Genomic DNA, 23,167 nt, shown 5'->3' on the forward strand with positions numbered 1-23,167 from the left:
CTGAAGGCATGATTCTCCGCTTGGCCTTGGGACCCCTCGAATGCAATGAGGCGCGGCCGGTTGCCCGGTCGCGCCTCATTGCATTGCATATAGGATTCGCCAGCTCCGGCGAGTCCGCCATCCCTAACCGCGAACATCGGAAAGGGCTCGCGATAGCACATGTCCCAAGTGGTCCAAGGCCTGAAGCGTATGACGGTAAAACGTCGTCCGGCTCATGTGAAAATCGTCCGCCAACTGGCTTTTGTTCCGGTTCTTCTGCAAGTAAACGGCTCTAAGGATGTTCTGATCCAACTGCGTCAGCGGATAGGCCGCTTCTGCGGCCGTCAAAATATCTTGCACGCAAGTCCGTACGGCGGCTGCACTCATTCCCAAATCCCGCACAGGCGAAAGCCATTCCAATTCTTCGCTGCGAAACAGCAGCTCCAGGATTTGCTTCGCTGCTTTTCCGTCAAGAGCCGAAGGGAATTCGGTTCTTGAAATCGCCGCAACCTCCGCCGGTCCGGTTTGACGAATAATTTCCTTCACCCACTTGTCGAACGCTTGATGCCTGAAATCCAGCTCCCAACGCGTTAGTTCGCCTTCCCCCTCGGTGCCGCCCGGCTTGATCCGTCCCATTTCTTGAAAGCCAAGAATTCGGAAGAGCCCGTTTAGCTGCGGATCGGCCGTAATCATAATTCCCCGAAGCCCGCTGGTCATCTCGATCAACCATTGCCGCATCAGCAGAGCGCCCAATTCCTCCGGTCCGTATAAGGGATGCCGGACGTCGACGGCGGCCAGCAGCACGCAGAGGGAGTCGGCAGACTCCCGGGGGAGCGTTCGGAGTTCGTTCTCCTCCTCTCCCAATAAAGGAAGAAAGCCGGGAGCATATCGCTCCAGCATAGGCAAGGTTGCGCCGTGCAACCAGAAGCCGGCGCAGAAAGCCAGCGGCGCTCCGGAATCGTCGCGCACGATGCAGATGCCTTCCGGGCTGTGCCGGGCAATTTCGTCCAGCAAGGCAGGGTAATCTTCGGCCGTGACCAGCTCCGATTGCCAGTTTGTCGGCGAAATCGCCGCCGCCAGCAGTTGCTGGAGGTCGCCGAGGTCTTCCGGGCGGAAAGGAAGATAAGTCCCCGGATTCAGCGCGGTAGAGAAATCGGCATACGCATGGGCAGACGGCAGAAATTCGCGATAAAGCTCCAAAATGTGAGCAGCGATCCCCCTTTGCCGCCGGGGGGCCGCGAGGTGGAATTGCTCCGCCAACAACCGAAATGCTTGATGCCGCCGGCTTCGGAACCGATCCGCATCCCTCCGGGCGTAATCGTCCCGCATCAGCCCGGCGATCACGTGATGAAGCGTCAACCCGTAAGCCGTTCGGCGAACGAACGATAAATTGCCGAGGGCATGGTAGCCGGCTGCATCCAGCGGCTGATCCAACAAACGATTAAGCACCGCCTGATCCGCTGCCGGCACCAGCGATAATGCCGCCAAAGCCGGATATAAATCCGGATACGCCGCTTCCCGCAAAATTTCGGCGCTTAATTTGCCCGGGAGCTCTGCAAAGTCGGCTCGGGGATCATCCTGCCGGGAATGAAGCCATTCGACGGTCATCGCAAGGAGCAGGGGAAGACCTTCGGTTTTGCGGGCGATTTCCTTCTGCAGCCCCTCGTTCAACCCGCTGCCGCGCAAATAGTCAAGCACTTCTTCGCGCGATAATAACGTTAATGGAAACGTCCGGATACGATGCCCCCAATAGGGACTGGTGTGCCATTTGACCGGGAGGCCGTTTCGCGAAGCCATGACGAACAGAACCCCGGCGTCTGTCAGCCTCGGCAGGAAACTGGACATCAGCCATCCCTCTATGCCAGCCAGACGCTCGCAATTATCGATCAGCAACACGGAGCGTTGCCGGGTCAATTCCTCGATCACGAAGGAGAGCTGGGGAAGTTCCGGCTTCCGTTGCCTGCCGTATTCGCTTTCCAGGCTGGTTTCGATCCCGGATAAGAAACTGCCCGATGTCGCCAGCTCGCTTTGTCCGTCCAACCAAAGCGTAAGCACGGATGCATGGGACGCCGCCTGCGCCATTTCCAACAGCAACGTTGTCTTGCCGATGCCGCCGATTCCCGAAACGGAAAAAATACGCAAGGCCGGGCTGGGATCGGCCAGCCATTGCTTGAAGCCGGCCAATTCCTTGGCAAAGCCGACGATTCGTCGGCCCGGTACGAACCGGTCGTTTGACGGTATCGATTGCAAACCGATCACTCCCCTGCAGGATGTTTATCAAAATTTGAAACATATATGAAACATGAGAGAGACGTTACTAGTTTACACTATAAATGGTTTCGCCAGTTGTTGTAATCCTTCTTTTCTAGTAATTAATTTTGGATGATAGAAAGGAGCATTTCGCTCATGAAACGCCGCCTATCGCTTATCTTGTACGCTATTCTGCTTGCCGCGCAAATCCTCCCCTGGGGGACGCCGTCGGCCCGGGCCAATGCCGAGCACCCGCCCGTCATAGACGGGTGGGTGCTCGTATCTACGGCGGAGCAGCTCGTCTATATGAATCGGCATCAGACCGACTATGTGTCTCGGAACATCCGGTTAACGAGCGATATCGATCTCAACGGGTACGCCTGGATCCCGTTCGGCGGGAACGGAACCGCTCCCTTCAACGGTACGTTCGACGGACGGGGGCATCGTATTTCCGGAGTGGAGATCAACGAGGCCGATTGGAGCGATCCCAAGCAATATGAGCTCGTCGGGTTCTTCGGGAGCCTTACCGGAACCGTGCAGCATCTGCGGCTGGACGTTCAAATTAACGGCGGCGCCAATACCGGCGGCGTAGCCGGCATTGTGAGCGATGGTGGGAAAATCCGGTTAACGCATGTCACGGGATCCGTCGCCGGCACATCGGTGTGGGAAAACACCCATACGATCGGAGGTCTGGTCGGTGCCACGACCAATTCGACCATTTCCGGCTCTTCCTCGGCGGCTGCCGTTATGGGCGGGTATGGTGCAAATATTTATACGGGCGGTTTGGTCGGCTCGCAAGGCGCGGGGTTGATTGAGCATTCGTACGCCACCGGCGCGATCGGGCTTCAGTCGTCAGCGGGCATGTATGTCTATTACTCCGGCGGTCTGGCCGGTTTTATGATTTACGGCACGATCGCAGACAGCTACGCGGCAGGGAAGGTATCCGGTGGCCCCGGGGGACCGAACTCGTTTGTTGCCGGTGTTGTAGGGATGGCTTCGGCAAATGCCGGCGTTCTCCGCTCGCATTTCGATACCGATAAGACGGAGCAGTCCGTCGGCATCGCTGTCCCAAACGGTGGCCCGGCCGAAGCCGAGGGGCATCCGACGGCCGAAATGGTCCAAGCCGCAACTTATGCCGGTTGGGACTTTGCGAACACTTGGGCGAGGCATCCGGCGGTGAACGGCGGAACCCCTTATTTGCGTCCGGCGGTACTGACCGAAAGCTTGCCGACGGCAGACCGAGGGAGTGCTTATGCGCAGCAACTTGAAGCTTTTGACGGGGCGGGAGGCGGCTTGACCTGGCAAGCAACCGGGCTTCCGGAAGGGTTGGCCTTGGACGCAACAGGGGCGCTGGAAGGAACTCCTCGGGAAGCGGGCAGCTTTGACGTTGACGTTACGGTGATCGATGCCGGGGGGGCCTCCGCAGCGGCGACGCTTCGTTTAACGGTCGCCGAACCTCCATTGCCAGACTTCGGCACGGTGACCGGTACCGTCTACGGAACCGGCAACATCCCGTTATCCGGGGTAACGGTGACGGTCGACGTCTACGGGATAAGCGACACGACCGGCGCCGACGGCAGCTTCACGCTGACGAATGTGCCGGTAGGCGCACAGACAGTGAAGTTCCTCGCCTCGGGATATAAGACACAGACGGCAAACGTGACGGTTGCGGCGGGAGGCGGCATCGATATCGGCCGGATCGACCTGGAGCCGAAGGATCCGCCTAGCCCGCCCGCGGATCCCGACGGATCGGGGGGATCTGGAGGATCCGGAAGCTCAGGAAGCCCGATTGTACCTGTGACGCCTCCGCCCGCCAACCAACCGGCCAAGGCCAAGATCAGGGCCGGCGGCCAGGATCTGCTCGTTACTATCATCGATGAAAAGGCCAGCGACGGCCGGGCCGTGCAGCGATTCGTAATGGATGGAAGCGGGCTGCCTGCGCTGTTTGCGAGCGCAAACGAGGTAGAGCTAGAGATCATCGAAGCCGCGGCTCCCATAATCAAAACGGATCTCCCGATGCAGACGCTCCGCGACATCCTGCGAGTACAACCGAATGCCGTTTTGCGGATCAAGGCGAATCGGGGAAGCTACAGCTTGCCGCTGCGTTTGTTCGGGGAGAGTGGCGGATCGACCTTGACAACCACGATCGCGGAAGCGACCGAGGAGGATCTCTCGGAAGTATTAACGACCTTCAAGGAGCACGGTTACGAGGGGCTCGCCGATCCCGTCGAATTTTCGCTGGACGTGGACGGTAAGGTCATCGCCGACTTCGGGCGCAATTATCTTGAACGGACGATCCGCCTGGACACGGAGCCTACCCCGGCAAACGCAACCGTGGTTTGGGTGGATGCGGATCATCGCTTGCACTTTGTTCCTGCCGTATTTCGCAAGGAGCATCAAGCCGTTTACGCCGTTTTCTCGGCTCCTCACGACAGCCTGTACGCCGTACTTCGGACCGGTCATGCTTTCGCCGATCTTGAGGGGCATTGGTCAAGAGCGGACGTTGAACTGCTTGCCGACAAATTGATCTTGGTCGGAAAAGGCGGCGGCGCTTTTGATCCGGACGGCAGCGTGACCCGCGCCGAGTTCGCGGCGATGCTGGTGCGTTCGCTCGGGTTGGCCGCACGTCCCGCAGCAATCGCCTTTCGCGACGTGTCCCCGGATGCGTGGTACGCGGACTCCGTAACGGCTGCCGTTCGGGCGGGGCTGGTCAGCGGTTACGCGGACGGCACGTTCCGGCCGGACCATCCGATCACCCGCGAGCAGATGGCGGCGATGCTGGCGCGCGCGGCCCAATTCGCAGGTGAATTGCCGGCGGCCGGAGCCGAAGTGCTCGAACGCTTTCCCGACGCATCCAACCTGGCGCGTTGGGCTGATGAGCCGATGCGGGGCTTATTGGCGGCGGGGCTGATCCAGGGGACGGACGAAACGACCCTCGCCCCGAAGGCATCGGCAACCCGGGCCCAAAGCGCCGTGATGTTGAAACGGCTGCTCGCTTACCTGAATTTCATCGATTAAACGCAAGCTCCGGCCGTTCCTTGGCAGTCGAGCGCTTCCCCCTCATTGTTAGTCAGATGAAGCTGGGGGAAGTTTCGGCTGCCTGTTTGGCTTACAGGCGATCCGGAGCCGGCAAACCGATAACATCCAGCGCATCGGCGATCGTATCCTTGAACCTGGCGGTGAGCCATAGGCGGAACGGCTGCTGGTGCGGCTCGGCTTTCAGGATCGGACACGCCGAATAAAAATGATGAAACAAGGTGGCGAGCTCATAAGCGAAATGGCAGATCGGCGTAGGGGACAGTTCCTCGCGTGCGGCGATCAGCGTATCCGGCCATGCCGCGATGTGCCTGAGCAGGGCGTGCTCGGCGCGTTCCGACGGGGCGGCATCAACCGGGGGCTCCGTCATTTGCGCCATTCCGCGCTCGCGGGCTTTCGCCAAGAGGCCGGCGGCTCGGGCATGGGCGTACATCAGATATACGCCGGTGTTGCCGGTCGTCTCCATGGCCTGTTGAATGTCAAACACCACTTCAGTCGGCAAGGCGAACCGCAGCAGGTAGTAGCGGATTGCTGCAGCCGCGATCCGGCGGCTGGAGAGCCCCTCGGCATCGGAGCGTTTACGCTCGATATGCGCTTCCATGAGATCCAACAGCTCGGACACCTTAATTCCGATCCCTTGTCTGCCGGACATGGCATAAGAGCTTTTGCCGTCGGAGGTGTCAATCCCCAGCTCCCTTGCCGCACCGGGGCTTAGTGAAACAACGCCGTAACCGACGTGGCGCAGCTTCTCCGCCTGGGCCGCGAAGCCGAGCCCTTCCAGCGCTTGCTTCACCATGGCCTGCGGGTACGCTTGCCTGCGGTCGATCACGTTGACGACGAGGTCCGCTTTGCCGAAGTTGGCGGATACGCCATCCAACCCATCGGTGCCGTCCGCGTGCGTGGTCCAAAGCCCATCCGCAAACGGTTTGTACCGGAAGTCGTTTGTCAGCAAACCGAATTTCCAGAGATGGTACGCGATATCTTTGGCCGTGTAGGTCAAAATGCCGTTGGACCGAACGAGAACTTTGTCCGCCCGATGCTCGGCATTCGGCTCGACCTGCTCGGCCTGCTCGGCCGACGACTGCTTCAGCACCCAACAGCCTGCCAGCTTGCCGGACCTTTCCATCTGAAATAGATCGGTTTGCTGCAGCAAACGAAAGGCCGAGTCCCAAAAGCCTTCGCGGACGATCCGGCTCTCCCACACCAGCAAGTCGTATTCGATCCCGAACGCCTTCATCTCCTCCAGATGCTCCCGCACGATACGTTCCGCCGTAAGCAAGCCGATCCATGCGATATTTTCGTCCCCGTCTTCCAGCGCCCGCAGCACTCGCGTTCTTTGCTCCAGAAGGGAAGGGTCCCGCTCATATTCCTTGTTCACGCGGGCATAAAGCTCCCAGCAGTAATCGCCGAACCGCGGATGCTCCGCCCGATGGGGAACGTTCAACAGCCCTGCGACAGTATCGGCCAGTTGATTGCCCAGGTCGTCGATATAATTGTGGACTTCAACCCGATATCCCGCTCTCTTCAGCAGCCGCGCCAGCGAGTCGCCGATACAGGCGTTTCTCAGATGGCCGATGTGGGCGGATTTGTTCGGGTTGATGGAAGTGTGCTCGATTATGACTTTTTCGCTGCCGGGATCGAGAAGGCGAAAGGCCTTGCGGGCCCATACGTTCCAATCGAGGTGGAAGTTCAGAAACCCCGGCGGGGCGGTTTCGATCCGCTCCAACAAACCTCCCATCCGTCCCGCCTGTTCCAACTCTTGCTTCAATAGCTCGGCAATATGCAGCGGCGGTTGCCGCAGTGTTTTGGCCAGCTGCATCGCGATATTGGTCGAATAATCGCCGTGTTCCGGGCGTGCGGGCTGCTCGATCACCACGTTCGCGAGCCCTTCGGTACGTTGACCGAGCTGTGAAACCACTTGCTGCACGGACGTTTCAATGTGCTTTTTCATCCATTGGCTGATCATAGGGGACCTCCTTGGCAAAATAAAAATAAGCCTCCGTCTCCTAAAGAGACGAAGGCTTGCGCGTTCGCGGTACCACTCTTGTTGTTAAACTCATGTTTAACCACTCTGGGGATAACGGTCTTTCGCCGTGGCTGCCTACCGGACGTAAACGTTCGGCAGCCATTCTCATGGGCCCGCTTCGCTGTCCGCTCCGTACCGGCTTCCACCAACCCGGCTCGCTAGGACTCGAACCGACAGCTACTCTCCCAATCGTCGAATTTGGGTTATTTTGTAATATTATAACCGGCCGGGCGATAAAGTCAACCGCTGTTTTATTAGGGTTGTTTTATAAGGCCATCCGTCCGATTGCGGATTGCTCCCATAATGTTCCTGAAATAGGTTATTCTTTTGGGGCTTTCTCCACAGGTAGGGGGGCGGCGCCCTTCTTGAAATCGGTTCTACTTTCGGCGCAAAAGTAAACCAAAGCCAGCAGAGGCACGACAACGCCGATCAGAGAGGTGAGACTCCAACCGCCGCGGGAATAAGACCACCCGCCCAAGGACGATCCGGCAGCCCCGCCGATGAAAAAGATAGCCATAAATAACCCGTTGAGGCGTCCTTTGGCTTTATTGCCCAGGGAATAAACCACCCGCTGTCCAAGCACCAGATTTCCCGAGACGGCCATGTCCAGCAGAATTGCGGCAAGAACCAGCAGGATAAGGGAGGCCGTCGATTGGCCGCGAATAAGATAGGCCAGGACAAAAGACAAGGCGGCAACCCCCATGGCCAATCCGGTCAAGAATTTGGTCCAGCCTTGATCCGCGAGTCTTCCCGCGATCGGCGCGGCGATGGCGCCTCCTACGCCGGCCAGCGCGAACCAGGCGATCCCCTGCTGCGTCATGCCGAATTCGTCCGCCAAATGCAGCGGAACCACAGTCCAAAAGAGACTGAAAACGCTAAACAGGCAAGCTTGATAAACGGCCCGGCGGCGAAGGACCGGCGTGTGTTTCAATAAAGATCCCAAAGAAGCGATCAATTTACCGTAACTTAAGGCGGGCTCCGGCTTGCGTTCGGGAAGCACCCGGTACAATAAAATCGTTAAAAGGCCGATAGCTCCCGCGGATAAGGCGAAAACCGCCTGCCACTTCCACAGGCCGGCAATGAAGCTGGCCACGGGGCGGGCGAACATGATCCCGAGCAGAAGTCCGCTCATTACGTTGCCTACTACCCGGCCCTGGTTGGGTCCCGACGCCAAATAGGTTGCATAAGGAACGAGAATTTGCGCTACCACGGATCCCAGACCGATAAACAAGGATGCGGCGAGGAACAGAGGCGCGCTGGAGGCGAAGGATGCCGTCACCAAAGCGCAGAACGCCACAAGCAGGAAGATGGCCACAAGACGGCGGTTTTCAACAATATCGCTGAGCGGAACGATGAACAGCAAACCGAGCACATACCCGATTTGCGTTAAAGTGACGATAAATCCCGCTGCCCCGGAAGTTAGCCCCGTGGCGGCGCTGATCGGCCCGACCAGGGTTTGGGAATAATACAGATTGGCGACGATAAGTCCGCAAGCGGCGGCCAACAGGAACAGAATCCAGCCTGAAACCGGCTTGCCGGCGGCAGTATGTTTCGTTTCCATAACAAAACTTCCTCCTTCGATCAAATACTGAACGCAACGTTTATTAATTGTCGACGATTAAATAATATACTGAACGTATCGTTTTGTAAATAACGATTTTATTTCCGGTGGTTGATGTAAATTTAGTATAATGAACGTATAGTTTTTTTCGGAAAAGGAGTGGGTTCAAGTGCATGCCAAAAGAGGGCGTCCGCGCAATGTGGAAACGCAAAACGCCATTCTTGCCGCTTCCTACGATTTGCTGCTGGAGCAAGGCTTTGGATCGGTCACGGTGGAGAAAATCGCGGAGCGGGCCGGGGTCAGCAAAGCCACGATCTATAAATGGTGGCCCAACAAAGCCGCGGTGGTCATGGACGGGTTCCTGTCGGCATCTACGGCTAGAATCCCGGTCCCCGATACGGGTTCGATCTTTCAGGACCTGGTCATCCATGTTACGAGATTGGTTCGGTTTATGACCAGTCGGGAGGGGAGTGTTATCAAAGAGCTGGTCGGGGAAGGACAAATTGATCCCGGACTGGCGGACACATACCGTTCGAGGTACTTTCGGCCCCGCCGGGCTGAGGCAAGCCAGATCATTGAACGGGGAATCCGGCGCGGAGAATTGAAGGACGGTCTTGATCTTGAGTTATGCCTGGATCAAATCTACGGGCCGATCTTTTACAGGCTCTTGATCCTTAGCGACGAGTTGGACGAGAATTACGTGGAAAACTTGGTGAAGGGGGTTTTGGAGGGACTCGCGGTGAAATGAATCCGTGAAAGTATCCGTGAAAGTATCCGTGAAAGTACCGGGCACGTACCGCTTGTAAACACCGCCGATTCGTGATACATTTTTCCCATAATCGATCGATTTTGGGTGTGAAGCACATACCGCTTTGATGCGACTTGCTCCAGGGAGCAGGTCGTATTGAGGCGGTTTTTTTATGGACTCGGAGAGGGAGGGGAATTCATGGGAGAATTCGATGACGTTTATTTGGAATGGTTGGACCGACAGATCGAAGAGGAGGGAAACCCGAGAAGACGGGAATTTTTGCGCAAGGGATTGAGCCGCGGTACAACGGATTTTTTGCGGTTCATTTGGTATCCCGCTATCGGAAATCTGGATGATTTATATCCCGAGTATGAGGTTCGCGATTTTAATAATGGATTTCGTTATCTCGATTTGGCTTATCTGCCGGGGAACGCCAAAGGATGCATCGAGATCCAGGATTATCGCAGCCATGCCCGGGATATCGAAGCGGGGCGATTCAAAGATTTATGCATGAAACAGGCTCTGCTGGCGCTTGACGATTGGCTGTTTCTTCCGATCGCCTATTTGTCCATTCGGGAAGATCCGGGAGTCTGCAAGCAATTGGTTCTCGCGTTTGTCGGCAAATTTCTGTCATGTGCCGTGCCTTCCGGCCTGAGTTGGGCAGAGGCGGAGACCCTGCGGTTTGCCCGCCGTTTGATGCGGCCCTTTACTCCAACCGAGCTCGCAGAGCATCTCGTGTTATCCAATCAACATACACGAGCAATTCTACATGAGATGCTCAACCGGAGGTTGCTGGAGGTCGTGGACGGCAAGCAACGGTATCGTACGTTCCGGCTTCCCAGTGCCAATCGGAGGGGAGTGAAAGCCGGATAGGGACGAGGGTGCTGTTGCAACCACCAGGTGCAACCACCGGGTGCGGCCTACGGGTGCCGTCTCCGGGTGCAACCTCCGGGTGCAACCTCTAACGCTTGTGAGCAACGCTATTTCGGCAAAATCGTGGCATAACAAATTCTAACGACGATGAGACACTCTATTAGCGGAAAAATCGAGTAATTTGGCACTGGCGTTGCATTAAAATTCGCAGACAAAAAAGAAGACATCTCCTATTGTTGAGTTAACCACGCGTTATCCATAAAACGCCTCAACAATAAGGAGATGACTATGGATAACGTACCGAATCAAACCGTCATTTGTCAATGTCTGAAACTGTTAAATGTGGATTCTTCCCGGGATGCAACTTTAGACTATCGGTCTCGGAAATTATTTGTCGGCGCTTCGACGCTCTTGTTTATCGAAGCTCAGTTGCACCAGCGCAGTTCTTACAAAGTCATGTCAGAGCATTTAGCCGCCAATCGCGAATTTCAGAAACTGCTGAAACTCGAAAGCATAAGTGCTGCCCAGTTATCGCGGAAAATGAAGCGGCTGCCTATGGCCAACCTTCAAACCCTTTTTTTCTCGATCATCGAGCAAATCAAGCAAAGAACAAAGGATTTAAAAGGGGTGACTCCTGGCATGGGTAGGCTCAAACTCATCGATTCGACGGGGATTACCTTGCCGCCTATTCTCGCGAAATGGTGCTACTGCTCAGAGACGAATCATGGCGTGAAGATGCACACTTCCTTGGTTGTCATGGATTCCAAAACCATGTATCCGGACAAAATCATCGCTTCCACCAAGGACGTCGCGGACCATGAAGTGGCTCTGGAATTTACGATCGCCAAAGACGCGACTTACGTGATGGATCGCGGCTACCAAGTATATAAGCATTTTCAGAAATGGCTAAAGGACAAAATCAAGTTTGTCTGCCGCGTCAAGGAAAATAGCCGACTAACGGTCATCCGAGAAAGGGAACTGCCCAAAAGACAGAAGGGATTCATCCGAGATGCCGACGTGAAACTTCCGGACTTTCCCGGGATCTTTCGCTTAATCGAGTTTTGCGATGACCAGAAGCGAACCTATTGTCTTGTAACGAATCGCTTCGACTTGTCTGCGCACCAAATCGCTGAGGTTTACCGAAATCGCTGGCATATCGAGTTGTTTTTCAAGTGGGTCAAACAGCATATTCGATTGGTCAAACCGCATGGTTATACGCCCGAAGCGATATGGAACCAAATGTATATTGCTTTGATCGCCTATGCGTTATGTTTACTTGTTAAACTAACTCTGAACTGTAAGAAATCAGCGTGGGATCTGCTCCAACTGATGCGAATCTATGCGGAAAAACCATGGGACGATTTTTTAGTAGCGATCTACCGCAAGCCAACGCGAACATCGAAGGGACGACCTAAGCGAAATGGTAGGCCCCCGAAAAAGGCAACGAAGTCAATGGAGCCGAAACTGATCGTACGCTAATGACAAATGAAAATTAAAAAAATGGATAACTCGTGGATCTATTCCCCCTTAGCCATTTTAGTTTATCCAGAGGAAACAAAGATGTAAAAATATTCATTTTATTGATATCAATTCAATTCTATCGTGACGAAAATTACTTAATGCAACGCTAGTGGTAATTTGGCTGCATAACAAGGGAATAAGCTTCGTGGTAAGCGTTAGAATCGCAAAGTGCTTTTTTTGGAGCATATAAGGTTTGTGACAAGCGTTAGCGGTTTGGTGGATGGGGGGGAGGTCGAGAGGTCGTAGGTAGGCGGTTGTTTAGGTCACAAGTTACTAAGTTGCAGGTAGGCAGGTTGCTAGGTCACGGTGTCGCTAAGTTGCAGGTAGGCGATTGCTAGGTCACATGTAACAAAGTCCCGGGTAGGCAGGTCGCTAGGTAGCTTAAACGAGGATTGCTGGAGGTCGTGGACGGCAAGCAACGGTATCGCACGTTCCGGCTTCCCGGCGCCGACCGGAGGGAAGTGGGTGCCGGATAGGGACGAGGGTGCTGTTGCAACCACCGGGTGCGGCCTACGGGTGCCGCCTCCAGGTGCAACCTCCGGGTGCCGTCTCCGGGTGCAACCTCCAGGTGCCGCCTCCAGGTGCAACCTCTAACGCTTGTGAGCAACGCTATTTCGGCAAAATCGTGGCATAACAAATTCTAACGAAGATGAGACACTCTATTAGCGGAAAAATCGAGTAATTTGGCTGCATAACAGGGGAATAAGCTTCGTGGTAAGCGTTAGAATCGCAAAGTGCTTTTTTTGGAGCATATAAGGTTTGTGATAAGCGTTAGCGGCTTGGTGGATGGGGGGTTAGGTCGATAGGTCTTATGTAGGCGGTTTAGGTCACAAGTTACTAAGTTGCAGGTAGGCAGGTTGCTAGGTCACGGTGTCGCTAGTCGCGGGTAGGCGGGTTGTTAGGTCACATGGTGTTAAGTCGCGGGTAGGCGGGTTGTTAAGTCACATGGTGCTGAGTCGCAGGTTGGCGGGTCATCGGGGTCCCGAGTAGCTAGGTCGTACGTTGGTAGGTTACCAAGTCATCATGTCTCCAAGTCGCAGGTTGGCAGGTCACAAGGTAGGTCGTTAGGTCATCATGTCTCCAAGTCGCAGGTTGGCGGGGTGCTAGGTCACCGGTTCGCCAAGTCGTAGGTTGCAGGTTGCTAAGTCCCCATGTCGTCAGGTAACCTGTAAACCAAGGGCTAATTTATTCATTTCTAATCAGCTGTGCTAGAATAAAGAAAATAAACCTTATTCCTGCAAAGATTCCCGCAAAGGAGGAAAACGATGAGCCATTCCATTACTGCGCACCTGTGGTTCGACAAAGAGGCAAAAGAAGCTGCGGAGTTCTATTGCTCCGTATTTCCGAATTCCAAGATCGCGAGCGCGACGACCTTGCACGATACGCCTTCGGGCGATTCGGAGCTCGTTTCGTTCACCGTTTGGGGTTTTCCGTTCATGGCGATTTCGGCCGGGCCGCTCTTCCGGTTCAATCCTTCCATCTCGTTTATCGTTAATTTTGACCCGTCCCGCGATAAGAACGCGAGGGAAATGCTCGACAAGGCATGGAACAAGTTGTCCGATGGCGGGATCGCGCTTATGCCGCTGGATCGGTACCCGTTCAGCGAACGGTACGGCTGGATCCGGGACAAGTACGGTGTCACTTGGCAACTGATGCTGACGAACCCGGACGGGGAGCCGCGGCCCGCGATTGTTCCCAATCTGATATTCGTGGGCGACAATTGCGGCAAGGCGGAAGAAGCGCGCGAGTTCTACCTCTCGATTTTCCGAAATGCCAAACCGGGCACCCTCGTCCATTATGGACCCGGCCAAGAGCCGGACCAAGAAGGAACGGTGATGTTCGCCGATTTTAGGTTGGAGAACACCTGGTTTGCGGCCATGGACAGCGCGCACGCGCACGGGTTCAACTTCAACGAGGCGATCTCCTTCCTGGTCAACTGTGAGACGCAAGAGGAGATCGATCATTATTGGGACAAGCTGTCCGCCGTCCCGGAAGCCGAGCAATGCGGCTGGCTCAAAGATAAATACGGCGTCTCTTGGCAAATCGCTCCCGCCCGGCTGGACGAAATGATGACCCGCGGAACGCCGGAACAACGGGACCGCGTCACGCAGGCGTTTTTGCGCATGAAGAAGTTTAACCTCGCGGAATTGCAACAAGCCTTTGATGGGAATTAACGAAAAAGGAAGCTCCGCTCAAGCCGAGTGAAGCTTCCTTGCATTTTATGGAGCCTAGGGGATCGATACGCTGGCCTCGTTGCTGCCGGCAAGACGTTAAACGCTGCGTCGCAGATGGGTTCACTGCCGTTTACATGGCGATATTCAGCTTTTTCAAAGCTTCCAATGCTTTGCCGTCCGCTTCCTTCCAGGCATCATAGGCCAGCAGTCCTTTCGCATAATTGCCGCATCCTGAATAGGGATCTCCGGTCCTATTGCCGAGCGACATAACCGCCACGGTATCCGCATTCTCCCACCAATGTCGGCTGATAAAATATCCCGACACATCAAACTGAAGGTCCGCTGCGAATTCGGGACTGTCCTGAAAGAAATTCCTTCCCAGCAAAACTTCTCCGTTTTCATGATATCCTGTGGTGAAATACATAGGGGTAATCCGATGAACTCCGTATACAAATGGTCGAGTAAATCATAATCTTTGCGGATAAAATGGCTTTGTAAAGGAGGGAAGCAAATGTTGCAACAATTTAATCGCTTAATGGACTACATTGAAACCCATCTGACGGATGAAATCTCTGGTAAAGACATATCCCAAATTGTTGGCCTATCTGATTATCATTTTAAAAGAATGTTTTCGTATATGGCCGGAATGTCGTTGAATGAGTACATCAAAAACAGGAAATTATCCGTTGCAAATGTTGATTTAATTAACGGAGCAAAGGTAACCGATATTGCCTATAAATATGGCTATCAATCTGTAGAAGGATTTTCAAGAGCCTTTCATGAGTGGAGCGGTTTTTTGCCTTCAGAAGTATCCAAAAACAAAATTCAAAAATCATTTCCCAAAGGGTGGACGAACCCTTGGGGTTCTTCTCCCCTGCTCGATAAATGCAAAAAAAGCCGATCCATCCGGATCGACTCTTGTATTATGGAGCCTAGGGGGATCGAACCCCTGACCTCATCGCTGCCAGCGATGCGCTCTCCCAGCTGAGCTAAGGCCCCGTGAGCGACTATTTTATTTTATTAAAATGCGATCAAGCTGTCAATATCCCGATGCAAAAAAAATGGCAATCCCCCCTCCGGCAACCGGAGCCGCCGTGAAGGGGGAACGCTGACGCTTTCCGCTGTTAAGGGACGATAGGTTGTACTTACACCTTCAGGGCGGTGATTTTCGCGGTCGGAACGATGACCTGTCGGCCGGATTCATCGATCATTTCCAGCGCATCGGTTTGCATGGCAACCAACGTACCGCGAATGATGGATTCGGCAGCCTCGACGGTAATGCGGCGGCCGATCGAAGCCCCGATCCGCTGTCGGGTATCGGAATCCGGGAAGGAGGCGGCATGGAGAGCTTGCTCCAGATGTTCTACCCGGCTGGACAACAGCTCAAGCTCAGCCTGCAGTAGACGAATTCGCCTTCGCAGCGGTTCGTGAAGCAGAAAGCGCAGGATGGTCATATGATTCACCTCCTTCGCATTCCGAGATCGTCTCTAGCAAAAGAGACAATATATCATATGAGGATAGATTGATAGAGTTCGGGTGGGACCTTACTTTCCGGCGGATATCCTTTATGTTATGCTGAAAATAGATACTGAATCGTTACGTAAGGAGAGGGATAAAACATGATCAAACATATCGTCTTGTTCAAACTGAAAGAAGCGTCGCCGGAAAGCGTTGCACGTACGGTTGAAGTGCTGCGCGGCTTGCAGGGCAAAGTGGAGCAACTAAGAAGCCTGGAGGTGGGCACCGATGTGATCCGTTCCCCTCGTTCCTATGACATTGCGTTAATTGCGACCTTTGATTCGCTCGCCGATTTGGAAGGATACCAGATTCATCCGGAGCATAAGAAAGTTATCGAGCACATGAACGAGGTCCGCGAAAGCCAGGTTGCGGTCGATTTCGAATTTTAAATCGGACCGGAGGAGGAAATCCCCATGTATTACGTAAACCGGGAACAAATCGAACGCAGGCTGGAGCTGGTGCCGGAATTGCTGCAGGCTCTTCGCGAATCTGCCCAGGCCGCTCCGTCCCTATTGGGGCGGTATGCCGAGGAACGGGCGCTGCATCTCGCCATCGAAATTGTGACGGACGCGGGCAGCTATTTGATTGATGGGTTCATTATGCGAGATGCGAGCAGCTATGAGGATATTGTGGACATTATGCTGGACGAGAACGTGATCGATGCTTCCCTGCATGCCACGTTGATTGAGTTGGTTCGCCTGCGGAAACCGCTGGTTCAAGATTATTTCGCGTGGGACCGGCAAGAAATGATCGGGCTAAGGGAGCGGCTGCCCGGCGCTTTACAGGAGTTTTCGGCCAACGTGCTGAAGTACCTTGATCAGGAAGGCGTTTGATCCGAGACGGACAAGCCCAAAAATAATTCCTTACCGGTGTGACCGGACGGACTGTCGCTGCTTATAATGCATTATCGATATAGGCATTCGCGGAGAGATGCCGAAAAAGGAGAGATGAGTCGTGAGCAAAGGAAATAAGGGTTGGTTATGGGGGGCCGCCATCGGTACGGTCGCTGGAGCGGTAACGGCGCTGTTGTTTGCCCCCAAAGCCGGGAAAGAACTTCGCAAGGATATTGCCGACGGCGCTCGTCAGGTTGGCGAAAAGACGCAAGAGGTTGCCGGCAAAGTATCGGAGCAAAGCACCGTACTTGCAGGCAAGGTGAAGGAAGCTGCGGGCGGCTTGATTAGCGAAATTCAAAGCCTCCGGTCCACGAAGGACGCAGCGGAGGAGGAAATCGCCAAAGTGTCCGAATTTGCGGAGGAGGGGGAAGCTGCGGCTGAAGAAGAGACGGTTGTTCTCGGTGTCGTGAAGGGAGAAGAAACGGCTGAAGCCGGCAACCCGGAAGCCGCGGCTCCGGAAGCGGCAGCGACGGCCGAAGGCGAAGAAGGCAAGTGATGAGGAATGGCCGAGAAGGCCGATCATCCGAAGAAGACCCGGTGATGCCGGGTCTTCTTCCCGTTATTCCAACGCTTACGGGTTTTCTTGTTCTGCATTGCAAATTGAGTTAAGATTTAGGTACGCTTTGCGGATCGGAGTCATAAAGTAACGAGAGGGAATTTAAACTAATCATGAAGGATGCGGTATGTTCGTGCAGCAAGCCATCGCCATATTAGACTCGGGAGTGGGGGGCCTCACCGTCTGCAAGGAAGTGATGAGACAGCTTCCCAGAGAGAAGATCATTTACTTCGGAGATACGGCCCGAGCTCCCTACGGTCCGAGATCGCCTGAAGAAGTTCGCTTGTTTACCGAGCAAATCGTCGATTATTTAATTCAGTTTCATCCGAAAATGATCGTGATCGCCTGCAATACGGCTACGGCGGCGGCCCTCGATTTCATCAAGGCCAAAGTCGATATTCCCGTGATCGGCGTGATCTACCCCGGAGCGAGAGCGGCCATCAGCGCCACGAAAACCGGCAAGGTCGGAGTGATCGGAACGGTAGGGACGATCCGCAGCGGGGCTTATACCGCTGCTTTGCGCGAACTCAATCCGCAGACCGAAATCGTCAGCGAAGCTTGTCCGGAGTTTGTTCCCCTGGTTGAGCACGGGCTGTATGAAACGAAGGAAGCGCTGCTCGTGGTACAGCGATCGTTGCGGGAGATAAAGGAACATCCGATCGATTGTCTGATTCTGGGGTGTACTCATTATCCATTCTTAAAAGATCCGATCCAGCAGGTGATGGGTCCCAAAGTGAAGCTCATCAGTTCTGCGGACGAAACCGCAAGGGAGATCAGCACCGTGCTCCATCAGCGCGGTTGCCTGGCTCGCGGCAACGGCCTCCCCGTGCATCAATTTTTCTGCAGCGGGGATGCGGAGATGTTCCACAAGATCGCCCGCCAATGGCTGGGCGAGCAAATCGAGCTGACACCGATCGTATGGCAGGTGTCCAGCCCGGCGGGGTAAACGGTAAAAAAACCTTTGGCGGGTCTATTCGTCCCGTCCAAAGGTTTTTTTGAAACGCGGCCCGATAGCTTTACGCCGTTTCTTGCGCGGGACGCAGGATTTGGATGGCGCCGGGATCCGCCGAGGCGTTAAGCGGCGTGGCGGCGACGTCTTCCCCATCGCCCAGGGCTAGGCGAGGGAGCGGACTGGATACCGTAATATTTCGGCCCCGCAGCATCGTGACGAACGAAAACTTGGTATGGGCACCAAATAGCACGGTCGGGAACAACAGCAGCAACTTTAGCTTCGAGCAATCGTGCACGACGCATAGATCGAGCACGCCGTCATCCGGTTTGGCGCCGGGGCAAATGGTCAGTCCGCCGCCGTAGCTGTCGACATTATTGATGGCCGTCAGCCAGGCGGACTCGAATTGATGGGCGATTCCGTCGCAGTCGACATTTAACGGGCCGGGACGGAACGTGAGCAGGGTATGAAAGATGCCGATCACGTAAGCCAGCCTGCCGAGCCCCAGGGCGTTGCATATTTTCTTGTAGCGGCTGCGGTTGACGTTCCGGGCCACCTCGGCGTCGAAACCGACGGCAAGCGCGGTCAGCGTGCTGCGACCCGCGACGGCGATCAGGTCGGCCGTTGCCGGTCGGCCGCTTAACATCACCTCCAGCGCGGCCCGAGGACGGCGCGGGAGGCCGAAGCCGCGGGCGGTGTCATTGCCCGAGCCGGCCGAAAATACGGCCAGCGGCACGCCGGAGTGCCGCAGCGACGGCAACAGGCTGTGGATCGTGCCGTCGCCGCCGATGACGCCAACCGCCTTCCATGCCCCCCGGCCGGATAGCCGGTCCTGAAGAAATGTATGCGCTTGCTCTCCGCTATCCGTAAAGGCAAGCTCATAAGGGATGCCCCGTCGGTGCAACTGTTTGCTGATTTTGTTCCAGACTCGGCGGCCTTCGCCGCCCCCTGCTTTTGGATTCACGATAAACAAATACATGATGACTCCCCTATCTTTGATGGCGGCGCCAGAGCGGCGTAATCTCAGTCTACTGAAGATTTGAATAAATGAAAATCAAAATTTTCAAAACCCGTTAATGGACGAAAGGAGTGTAGGCCGTGCAACTGATCGCCATGATCACCATGCTGATCGACCATATCGGGCTGCTGTTTTTTCCAGGTGAAGTGCTGTGGCGGATTATCGGGCGGATTGCCTTTCCGATCTATGCCTACGCGCTGGTCCAGGGTCATGTGCATACCTCCGATTATCGGAAATATGCGATTCGTTTGCTGCTGATTGCCGCCCTTTCGCAAATTCCATACCAGCTGGCCTTCGATACGAACGGACTCAACGTTGTCGCAACCTTGTTTGTCTCCTCCTTGGTCCTTCGTATGCTGGATTCGGCCAAACCGGGGCCACTCTCGGCAGTGATCATCGCCGGCGTCTGCGTAATCATGGAAGTGCTCCCGTTCGATTACGGAGCGTATGGGCTGCTGCTGGTGCTGATCTTCAAATATGCCGGACAGGGAAAAGCGGTGGCGATGCACTTGCTCCTGAATCTCGTCTACTTGTTTGCATACGGTTGGATCATCCAATTGGCCAGCATCCTGCCGACGGTCGTGATCGCTTACGGTCCGGGACTGTGGCGGAAATTGGAGGCCTGGCGGCTTCCGCGCTGGGTATGGAGGGCCTTTTATCCGGCGCATTTGGCCGTGTTGGCGCTGCTGGTGTACCTGCTGTAGCGGCAGAATCAGGGCGTCCCGGATTTTATTGCCCGGACGCTTTGCACGATTATCCCCTTTGATCAGGGCCAAGTACTGGAAGAAGAGCTCGCCTCACTCCGGGCCCTTGCCCCCTGAATGAAAGGGATAATCGTGCAAAGGCAGCGTGAGGGACACGCGCACAAGGTGGAAGTTAGCACCAGTCGAGGACGCCGTCCGGCGTTTTTTTGCGCCATGAAACGTGTTAAAATAGGGTATTCTAATGGGGATAACAATTTTTGACCCGAGGGCAGGAGGTAGGGAGGGAGATGAAATGGAAAAGCTGGTGGTCGCTCCGTCGTTGGTCCCATATTTTTCGCCGGACTCTCCCGCTGCTGACTTCGGGCAAAATCCCGTTCACCGACAAGCTGCTATTAGTTGTGCCGGCGTTGCTCTATTGGGTTTTGCCGGATGTGCTGCCCTGGATTCCGATCGACGATCTGGCGGTGACGATGCTGCTGATGAACTGGTTCGTGACCCGGGCGGAACGGAAATTTCCGGGAGTTTAAAGGCCCCGGCCTTGCTTGTTGGGCGGCGTTTCTTTACAATAGGAATGTTAGGAAGCCATTTTTTCTGATAGGAGAGATCATATGAACGTCAAAATTACCCGCAATGCGGCGAAAGTGATACAAAAAGAATTGGGCAAGGAAGAGAACCAGGGACTGGCGCTGAAGGTATTCATTACGCATTCCCATGGCGATCACGCCCACTACGGCCTGGATTTGGCCAAGCCCGCCGAAGGCGAGCAAATCGTCAAAACCGACAAGGACATCGATGTCATCGTGGAAGGCACCGACCCGTTGCTTGACGGCGTGAAGATCGATTATTTGTATTTTCCGGAGGAAGGCTTCGTTATTACCAACCCTTCCAAAGGCAATCATGGGGATCACTAAGCATTAGCTAATGATAAAGAAGGGACCTGGCATGGCTAACGATATTCGGATTTGCGATAAATGCAATCATATCCGTATGAAGACGTTTGTTCCGAAGTTGCAAAAGCTCGCGCCGGACGCGGAAATCAAAATCGGCTGCAAATCGTATTGCGGCCCGTGCGGCAAAAGAGCGTTCGTATATATCAACGGCAGATACATCAGCGCGCCGACGGAGGACGAGGTGCTGGCCAAGGCTGCACCGTTTGTGAAGAAACCGAAATAGGGACCGGTTCATACTGCATGATAGAGAGAGGCTGCCTCAAAAGGTCATAAACCTTGACCCGAGAGGCAGTCTCTTTAGGATTGGCGACCGATTAGATGCCCATGTCCTCGATCAGCTCTTGCCAGTCAATTCCATCGGTCCATTTTAGCGCCGCCGGCAGGTCTTTGCTTGTCCAATCCAGCGCAAACGACGTTGCCTCGTCGCTGCTCGCCTTGTGGTCTTTTCCTCCATAAATCTGGAGATAATACGACTGTCCGTGAGCGGTTGTTTCGGTAGATAGGATGATAAAATCCTGCGAATGAACGACTTTATACTCGCGCCCGTTATAAATCTCCTTCGATTCGGTGATATTTTGCCCTTCGAAGTCGATTTTCGCTTTATTCACCGAAATAGATACGCCTTTTCCATTGTCGTTTTTGTAGATCAACCCTAATCCCTCGATATCTTTCGTCGTGATTTCCGATTTAAATTTATAAATTTTGTTCAACTCTGTGCCTTTGAATTCCTTGCTCTCGATATTAGGGTACGTTAAGTTGACAACAGCGGAATCTACAGTGTATCCACCAATCTTCGCAGGCAGTTTCAGGCCCGACACGGCTCGTTCCGCAGCGCTCTTATCGGTAAAGGTTTCATTCGTTCCAATCACCAGCAGCGGTTGCTCATCCGGGCCTATGAGCTTGTATTCTCCCAAATGCAAACGTACACGCTCTTTTTCGGCTTGTTCAAATAGCTCATCCATAGCTGCCTGCTGTTCAGCCGTTAGTTTTGAGGCTTGCGGCCCTGCAGTTACGGCAGCATGAACAAACTCGGGGGAATCTCCTTGTTCCAGGACAAAGTCGGACAAGGCCTTGACATATTGATCAAGCAGCTCGAAATCGAGATGATCCGGCGTATCATTGCTTGTATGGAAACCTTGGATATTTTCCTGTGATACAGTAACTGCGTCAAAGCCCGACTCCCAAAACGATAGATGGTCACTCCCGCCATAGGCTCCTTCGGTCGTGGAGGAGATTCCCCGTCTCGTCATAGAAGTGTTTAAAGCGGTAACCAGAGGGCTTGATTGGTTTCCGACCAGCAGCGTTCTGCCGCCATTCTTAAGTCCCAAACAGTCAATATTGATATTATACACATGATCGTATTGATCTTGTAACTGCTTGACGAAGGCCTTGCTCCCCTGCATTCCGGATTCTTCCCCGTTAAAAGCGGCAAAAATGAGATCGCTTTCGAATTCTGCGGTGGGCATCGCGCTTAGTATAGAGGCTAGCTGCAGCAAGGCGCTTACCCCGGACGCATTGTCCAAACTTCCTCGATAGATCGTTTTGTCCTTTCCCGTTCCGGTCCAACCCACATGGTCAAAATGGGCCGACAAGACGATGGCATGCCGATGCTCCTCTTTCTGAGTTCCCGGGAGATAGGCTGCAACATTGGATGCGGTAATTTCTTCAGCATGCAAGTTCATCCCGATTTCAACATTCCGGACTTCCTTACGATGTTGGCTTAACCAGTCCGCCGTCTTCGGGTTTATCTGCAAAACCGGGATATCCTCTAATGCTGTTGGCAAATGCTTCATAAAAATATCGCTTCGCATCAGGATAGCCATAGGTTTGCGTTCATACGCCCCGGAAAATTGAATGTTGTCTTCGACTACAGCAATCCGCTTATCTATATTCGGGTCCTGCAAATCATTGGAAAGGGGAGAAACGGTATGAAACCGTTCATGGACTCTCTGCTCCAAAAAGTCCTTGCCGTAAGTCAAACGCTTTACCGTCCCATCTTCCAGGTGAAAGTTTAGCGTGAATTCCTGCTGATCCGGATGGAACATCGTGTGGGAATAACGCTGCAAATAGCCGTCTGAAAATAAAGGTTTCAGCCCCAAGCTTTTGAAATGAGATTCAATTAAACTTTGCGCTTTTAAATTTCCGTCCGTTCCCGTCAATCTTCCCATAAGTTTTGGGTCCGACAGCGCCTTGACGGTTGTTTCAAGACCGAGTTCTTCCGTCGTAGGAGATGCATGAAAGCAACCATTTAATAAAAGCGTGATCGTCAGCGATAAGAAAACGATGCTGGCCAACATTTTGAACGACATATGCCTCACAAACTCCAACCTCCGATTGTTATAGTTTGGTATATCTAAATAATACCATTACCTTATTATTTTATATAAGAAATATATTTACAATAAATAGAA

Annotated in this window: 20 protein-coding genes, 1 tRNA gene, 1 pseudogene and 1 other annotated feature; of the genes and pseudogenes, 14 read left to right on the top strand and 8 right to left on the bottom strand. The window is 54.1% G+C overall.

The features are described from left to right. Window positions 1-123 precede the first annotated feature (123 nt). A complete protein-coding gene (locus tag ACZF99_RS07925) occupies window positions 124-2,229 on the bottom strand; it encodes an NB-ARC domain-containing protein (RefSeq protein WP_483610595.1) in 2,106 nt (701 codons plus the stop codon). A 156-nt stretch (window positions 2,230-2,385) separates the two neighbouring features. Between ACZF99_RS07925 and ACZF99_RS07930 the strand changes: the two genes are divergently transcribed. Then, entirely contained in the window at window positions 2,386-5,247 is a 2,862-nt protein-coding gene (locus ACZF99_RS07930) for an S-layer homology domain-containing protein (protein ID WP_483610597.1), read from the top strand. Window positions 5,248-5,338: 91 nt separating this feature from the next. On the opposite strand, the gene ACZF99_RS07935 is transcribed toward ACZF99_RS07930, so the two are convergent. Both ACZF99_RS07935 and ACZF99_RS07940 read right to left on the bottom strand, forming a co-directional pair. Next, window positions 5,339-7,231 (bottom strand): arginine--tRNA ligase, encoded by a 1,893-nt coding sequence (locus ACZF99_RS07935; RefSeq protein WP_483610599.1) that lies wholly within the window; start codon window positions 7,229-7,231, stop codon window positions 5,339-5,341. A gap of 41 nt (window positions 7,232-7,272) precedes the next feature. After that, window positions 7,273-7,493 (bottom strand) — a binding site (T-box leader). 117 nt (window positions 7,494-7,610) lie between these two features. After that, window positions 7,611-8,852, bottom strand: coding sequence for an MFS transporter (locus ACZF99_RS07940; RefSeq protein WP_483610601.1), 1,242 nt, complete (start codon window positions 8,850-8,852; stop codon window positions 7,611-7,613). A gap of 169 nt (window positions 8,853-9,021) precedes the next feature. Between ACZF99_RS07940 and ACZF99_RS07945 the strand changes: the two genes are divergently transcribed. The 4 genes from ACZF99_RS07945 (at window position 9,022) to ACZF99_RS07960 (ending at window position 14,168) form a co-directional block, all read left to right on the top strand. Continuing rightward, a complete protein-coding gene (locus ACZF99_RS07945; RefSeq protein WP_483610603.1) occupies window positions 9,022-9,600 on the top strand; it encodes a TetR/AcrR family transcriptional regulator in 579 nt (192 codons plus the stop codon). 198 nt (window positions 9,601-9,798) lie between these two features. Beyond that, window positions 9,799-10,473 (top strand): transcriptional regulator, encoded by a 675-nt coding sequence (locus ACZF99_RS07950; RefSeq protein ID WP_483610605.1) that lies wholly within the window; start codon window positions 9,799-9,801, stop codon window positions 10,471-10,473. A gap of 288 nt (window positions 10,474-10,761) precedes the next feature. Beyond that, the gene (locus tag ACZF99_RS07955; RefSeq protein ID WP_483606373.1) at window positions 10,762-11,952 is read left to right on the top strand and encodes an IS4 family transposase; all 1,191 of its coding nucleotides are present in this window, start codon (window positions 10,762-10,764) and stop codon (window positions 11,950-11,952) included. Window positions 11,953-13,259: 1,307 nt separating this feature from the next. Beyond that, entirely contained in the window at window positions 13,260-14,168 is a 909-nt protein-coding gene (locus ACZF99_RS07960; protein WP_483610607.1) for a VOC family protein, read from the top strand. 130 nt (window positions 14,169-14,298) lie between these two features. Here the strand turns inward: ACZF99_RS07960 and ACZF99_RS07965 are convergent, their stop codons facing one another. Next, window positions 14,299-14,553 carry a hypothetical protein gene (locus ACZF99_RS07965; protein WP_483610609.1) on the bottom strand — a complete coding sequence of 85 codons (255 nt, stop codon included), beginning with the start codon at window positions 14,551-14,553 and terminating at the stop codon, window positions 14,299-14,301. Between the two features lie 261 nt (window positions 14,554-14,814). Here ACZF99_RS07965 and ACZF99_RS07970 point away from each other — a divergent pair. Next, window positions 14,815-14,925: pseudogene (locus ACZF99_RS07970) on the top strand (helix-turn-helix transcriptional regulator); the annotation flags it as partial. Window positions 14,926-15,094: 169 nt separating this feature from the next. On the opposite strand, the gene ACZF99_RS07975 reads toward ACZF99_RS07970, so the two are convergent. Beyond that, window positions 15,095-15,167, bottom strand: a tRNA-Ala gene (locus ACZF99_RS07975). A 146-nt stretch (window positions 15,168-15,313) separates the two neighbouring features. Further along, the gene (locus ACZF99_RS07980; protein WP_483610611.1) at window positions 15,314-15,622 is read right to left on the bottom strand and encodes a hypothetical protein; all 309 of its coding nucleotides are present in this window, start codon (window positions 15,620-15,622) and stop codon (window positions 15,314-15,316) included. A 165-nt stretch (window positions 15,623-15,787) separates the two neighbouring features. Between ACZF99_RS07980 and ACZF99_RS07985 the strand changes: the two genes are divergently transcribed. From ACZF99_RS07985 to racE, 4 genes are all read left to right on the top strand, one after another. After that, window positions 15,788-16,075, top strand: a complete 288-nt coding sequence (locus tag ACZF99_RS07985) for a Dabb family protein (protein ID WP_483610613.1) — start codon at window positions 15,788-15,790, stop codon at window positions 16,073-16,075. A 24-nt stretch (window positions 16,076-16,099) separates the two neighbouring features. Continuing rightward, a complete protein-coding gene (locus ACZF99_RS07990) occupies window positions 16,100-16,519 on the top strand; it encodes a DUF86 domain-containing protein (RefSeq protein WP_483610615.1) in 420 nt (139 codons plus the stop codon). Between the two features lie 121 nt (window positions 16,520-16,640). Then, window positions 16,641-17,075 carry a YtxH domain-containing protein gene (locus ACZF99_RS07995; protein ID WP_483610617.1) on the top strand — a complete coding sequence of 145 codons (435 nt, stop codon included), beginning with the start codon at window positions 16,641-16,643 and terminating at the stop codon, window positions 17,073-17,075. A gap of 187 nt (window positions 17,076-17,262) precedes the next feature. Next, window positions 17,263-18,081, top strand: a complete 819-nt coding sequence (gene racE, locus ACZF99_RS08000) for a glutamate racemase (protein ID WP_483610619.1) — start codon at window positions 17,263-17,265, stop codon at window positions 18,079-18,081. Between the two features lie 70 nt (window positions 18,082-18,151). Here racE and ACZF99_RS08005 read toward each other — a convergent pair whose 3' ends face one another. Further along, window positions 18,152-19,063: a diacylglycerol/lipid kinase family protein gene (locus ACZF99_RS08005; RefSeq protein ID WP_483610621.1), complete on the bottom strand. Its 912-nt coding sequence runs from the start codon at window positions 19,061-19,063 to the stop codon at window positions 18,152-18,154. Window positions 19,064-19,182: 119 nt separating this feature from the next. On the opposite strand from ACZF99_RS08005, the gene ACZF99_RS08010 reads away from it, so the two are divergent. The 4 genes from ACZF99_RS08010 (at window position 19,183) to ACZF99_RS08025 (ending at window position 20,979) form a co-directional block, all read left to right on the top strand. Further along, window positions 19,183-19,806: a TraX family protein gene (locus ACZF99_RS08010; RefSeq protein ID WP_483610623.1), complete on the top strand. Its 624-nt coding sequence runs from the start codon at window positions 19,183-19,185 to the stop codon at window positions 19,804-19,806. A gap of 287 nt (window positions 19,807-20,093) precedes the next feature. Further along, window positions 20,094-20,333 (top strand): hypothetical protein, encoded by a 240-nt coding sequence (locus ACZF99_RS08015; protein ID WP_483610625.1) that lies wholly within the window; start codon window positions 20,094-20,096, stop codon window positions 20,331-20,333. Between the two features lie 81 nt (window positions 20,334-20,414). Then, on the top strand, window positions 20,415-20,717 hold the full coding sequence (locus ACZF99_RS08020; RefSeq protein WP_483610627.1) for an iron-sulfur cluster assembly accessory protein: 303 nt from the start codon (window positions 20,415-20,417) through the stop codon (window positions 20,715-20,717). 31 nt (window positions 20,718-20,748) lie between these two features. Further along, window positions 20,749-20,979 (top strand): YuzB family protein, encoded by a 231-nt coding sequence (locus tag ACZF99_RS08025; protein WP_483610629.1) that lies wholly within the window; start codon window positions 20,749-20,751, stop codon window positions 20,977-20,979. A gap of 91 nt (window positions 20,980-21,070) precedes the next feature. Here the strand turns inward: ACZF99_RS08025 and ACZF99_RS08030 are convergent, their stop codons facing one another. After that, on the bottom strand, window positions 21,071-23,065 hold the full coding sequence (locus tag ACZF99_RS08030; RefSeq protein ID WP_483610631.1) for a M28 family metallopeptidase: 1,995 nt from the start codon (window positions 23,063-23,065) through the stop codon (window positions 21,071-21,073). Window positions 23,066-23,167: the final 102 nt, after the last annotated feature.

The sequence above is a fragment of the Paenibacillus sp. JL3B1040 genome, assembly GCF_057063165.1.

Coding starts and splice junctions, on each gene's coding strand:
- ACZF99_RS07930 (WP_483610597.1), top strand. CDS start 2,386: ATGAAACGCCGCCTATCGCTTATCTTGTACGCTATTCTGCTTGCCGCG.
- ACZF99_RS07935 (WP_483610599.1), bottom strand. CDS start 7,231: ATGATCAGCCAATGGATGAAAAAGCACATTGAAACGTCCGTGCAGCAA.
- ACZF99_RS07940 (WP_483610601.1), bottom strand. CDS start 8,852: ATGGAAACGAAACATACTGCCGCCGGCAAGCCGGTTTCAGGCTGGATT.
- ACZF99_RS07950 (WP_483610605.1), top strand. CDS start 9,799: ATGGGAGAATTCGATGACGTTTATTTGGAATGGTTGGACCGACAGATC.
- ACZF99_RS07955 (WP_483606373.1), top strand. CDS start 10,762: ATGGATAACGTACCGAATCAAACCGTCATTTGTCAATGTCTGAAACTG.
- ACZF99_RS07960 (WP_483610607.1), top strand. CDS start 13,260: ATGAGCCATTCCATTACTGCGCACCTGTGGTTCGACAAAGAGGCAAAA.
- ACZF99_RS07980 (WP_483610611.1), bottom strand. CDS start 15,622: ATGACCATCCTGCGCTTTCTGCTTCACGAACCGCTGCGAAGGCGAATT.
- ACZF99_RS07985 (WP_483610613.1), top strand. CDS start 15,788: ATGATCAAACATATCGTCTTGTTCAAACTGAAAGAAGCGTCGCCGGAA.
- ACZF99_RS07990 (WP_483610615.1), top strand. CDS start 16,100: ATGTATTACGTAAACCGGGAACAAATCGAACGCAGGCTGGAGCTGGTG.
- racE (WP_483610619.1), top strand. CDS start 17,263: ATGTTCGTGCAGCAAGCCATCGCCATATTAGACTCGGGAGTGGGGGGC.
- ACZF99_RS08005 (WP_483610621.1), bottom strand. CDS start 19,063: ATGTATTTGTTTATCGTGAATCCAAAAGCAGGGGGCGGCGAAGGCCGC.
- ACZF99_RS08015 (WP_483610625.1), top strand. CDS start 20,094: ATGAAATGGAAAAGCTGGTGGTCGCTCCGTCGTTGGTCCCATATTTTT.
- ACZF99_RS08020 (WP_483610627.1), top strand. CDS start 20,415: ATGAACGTCAAAATTACCCGCAATGCGGCGAAAGTGATACAAAAAGAA.
- ACZF99_RS08025 (WP_483610629.1), top strand. CDS start 20,749: ATGGCTAACGATATTCGGATTTGCGATAAATGCAATCATATCCGTATG.
- ACZF99_RS08030 (WP_483610631.1), bottom strand. CDS start 23,065: ATGTCGTTCAAAATGTTGGCCAGCATCGTTTTCTTATCGCTGACGATC.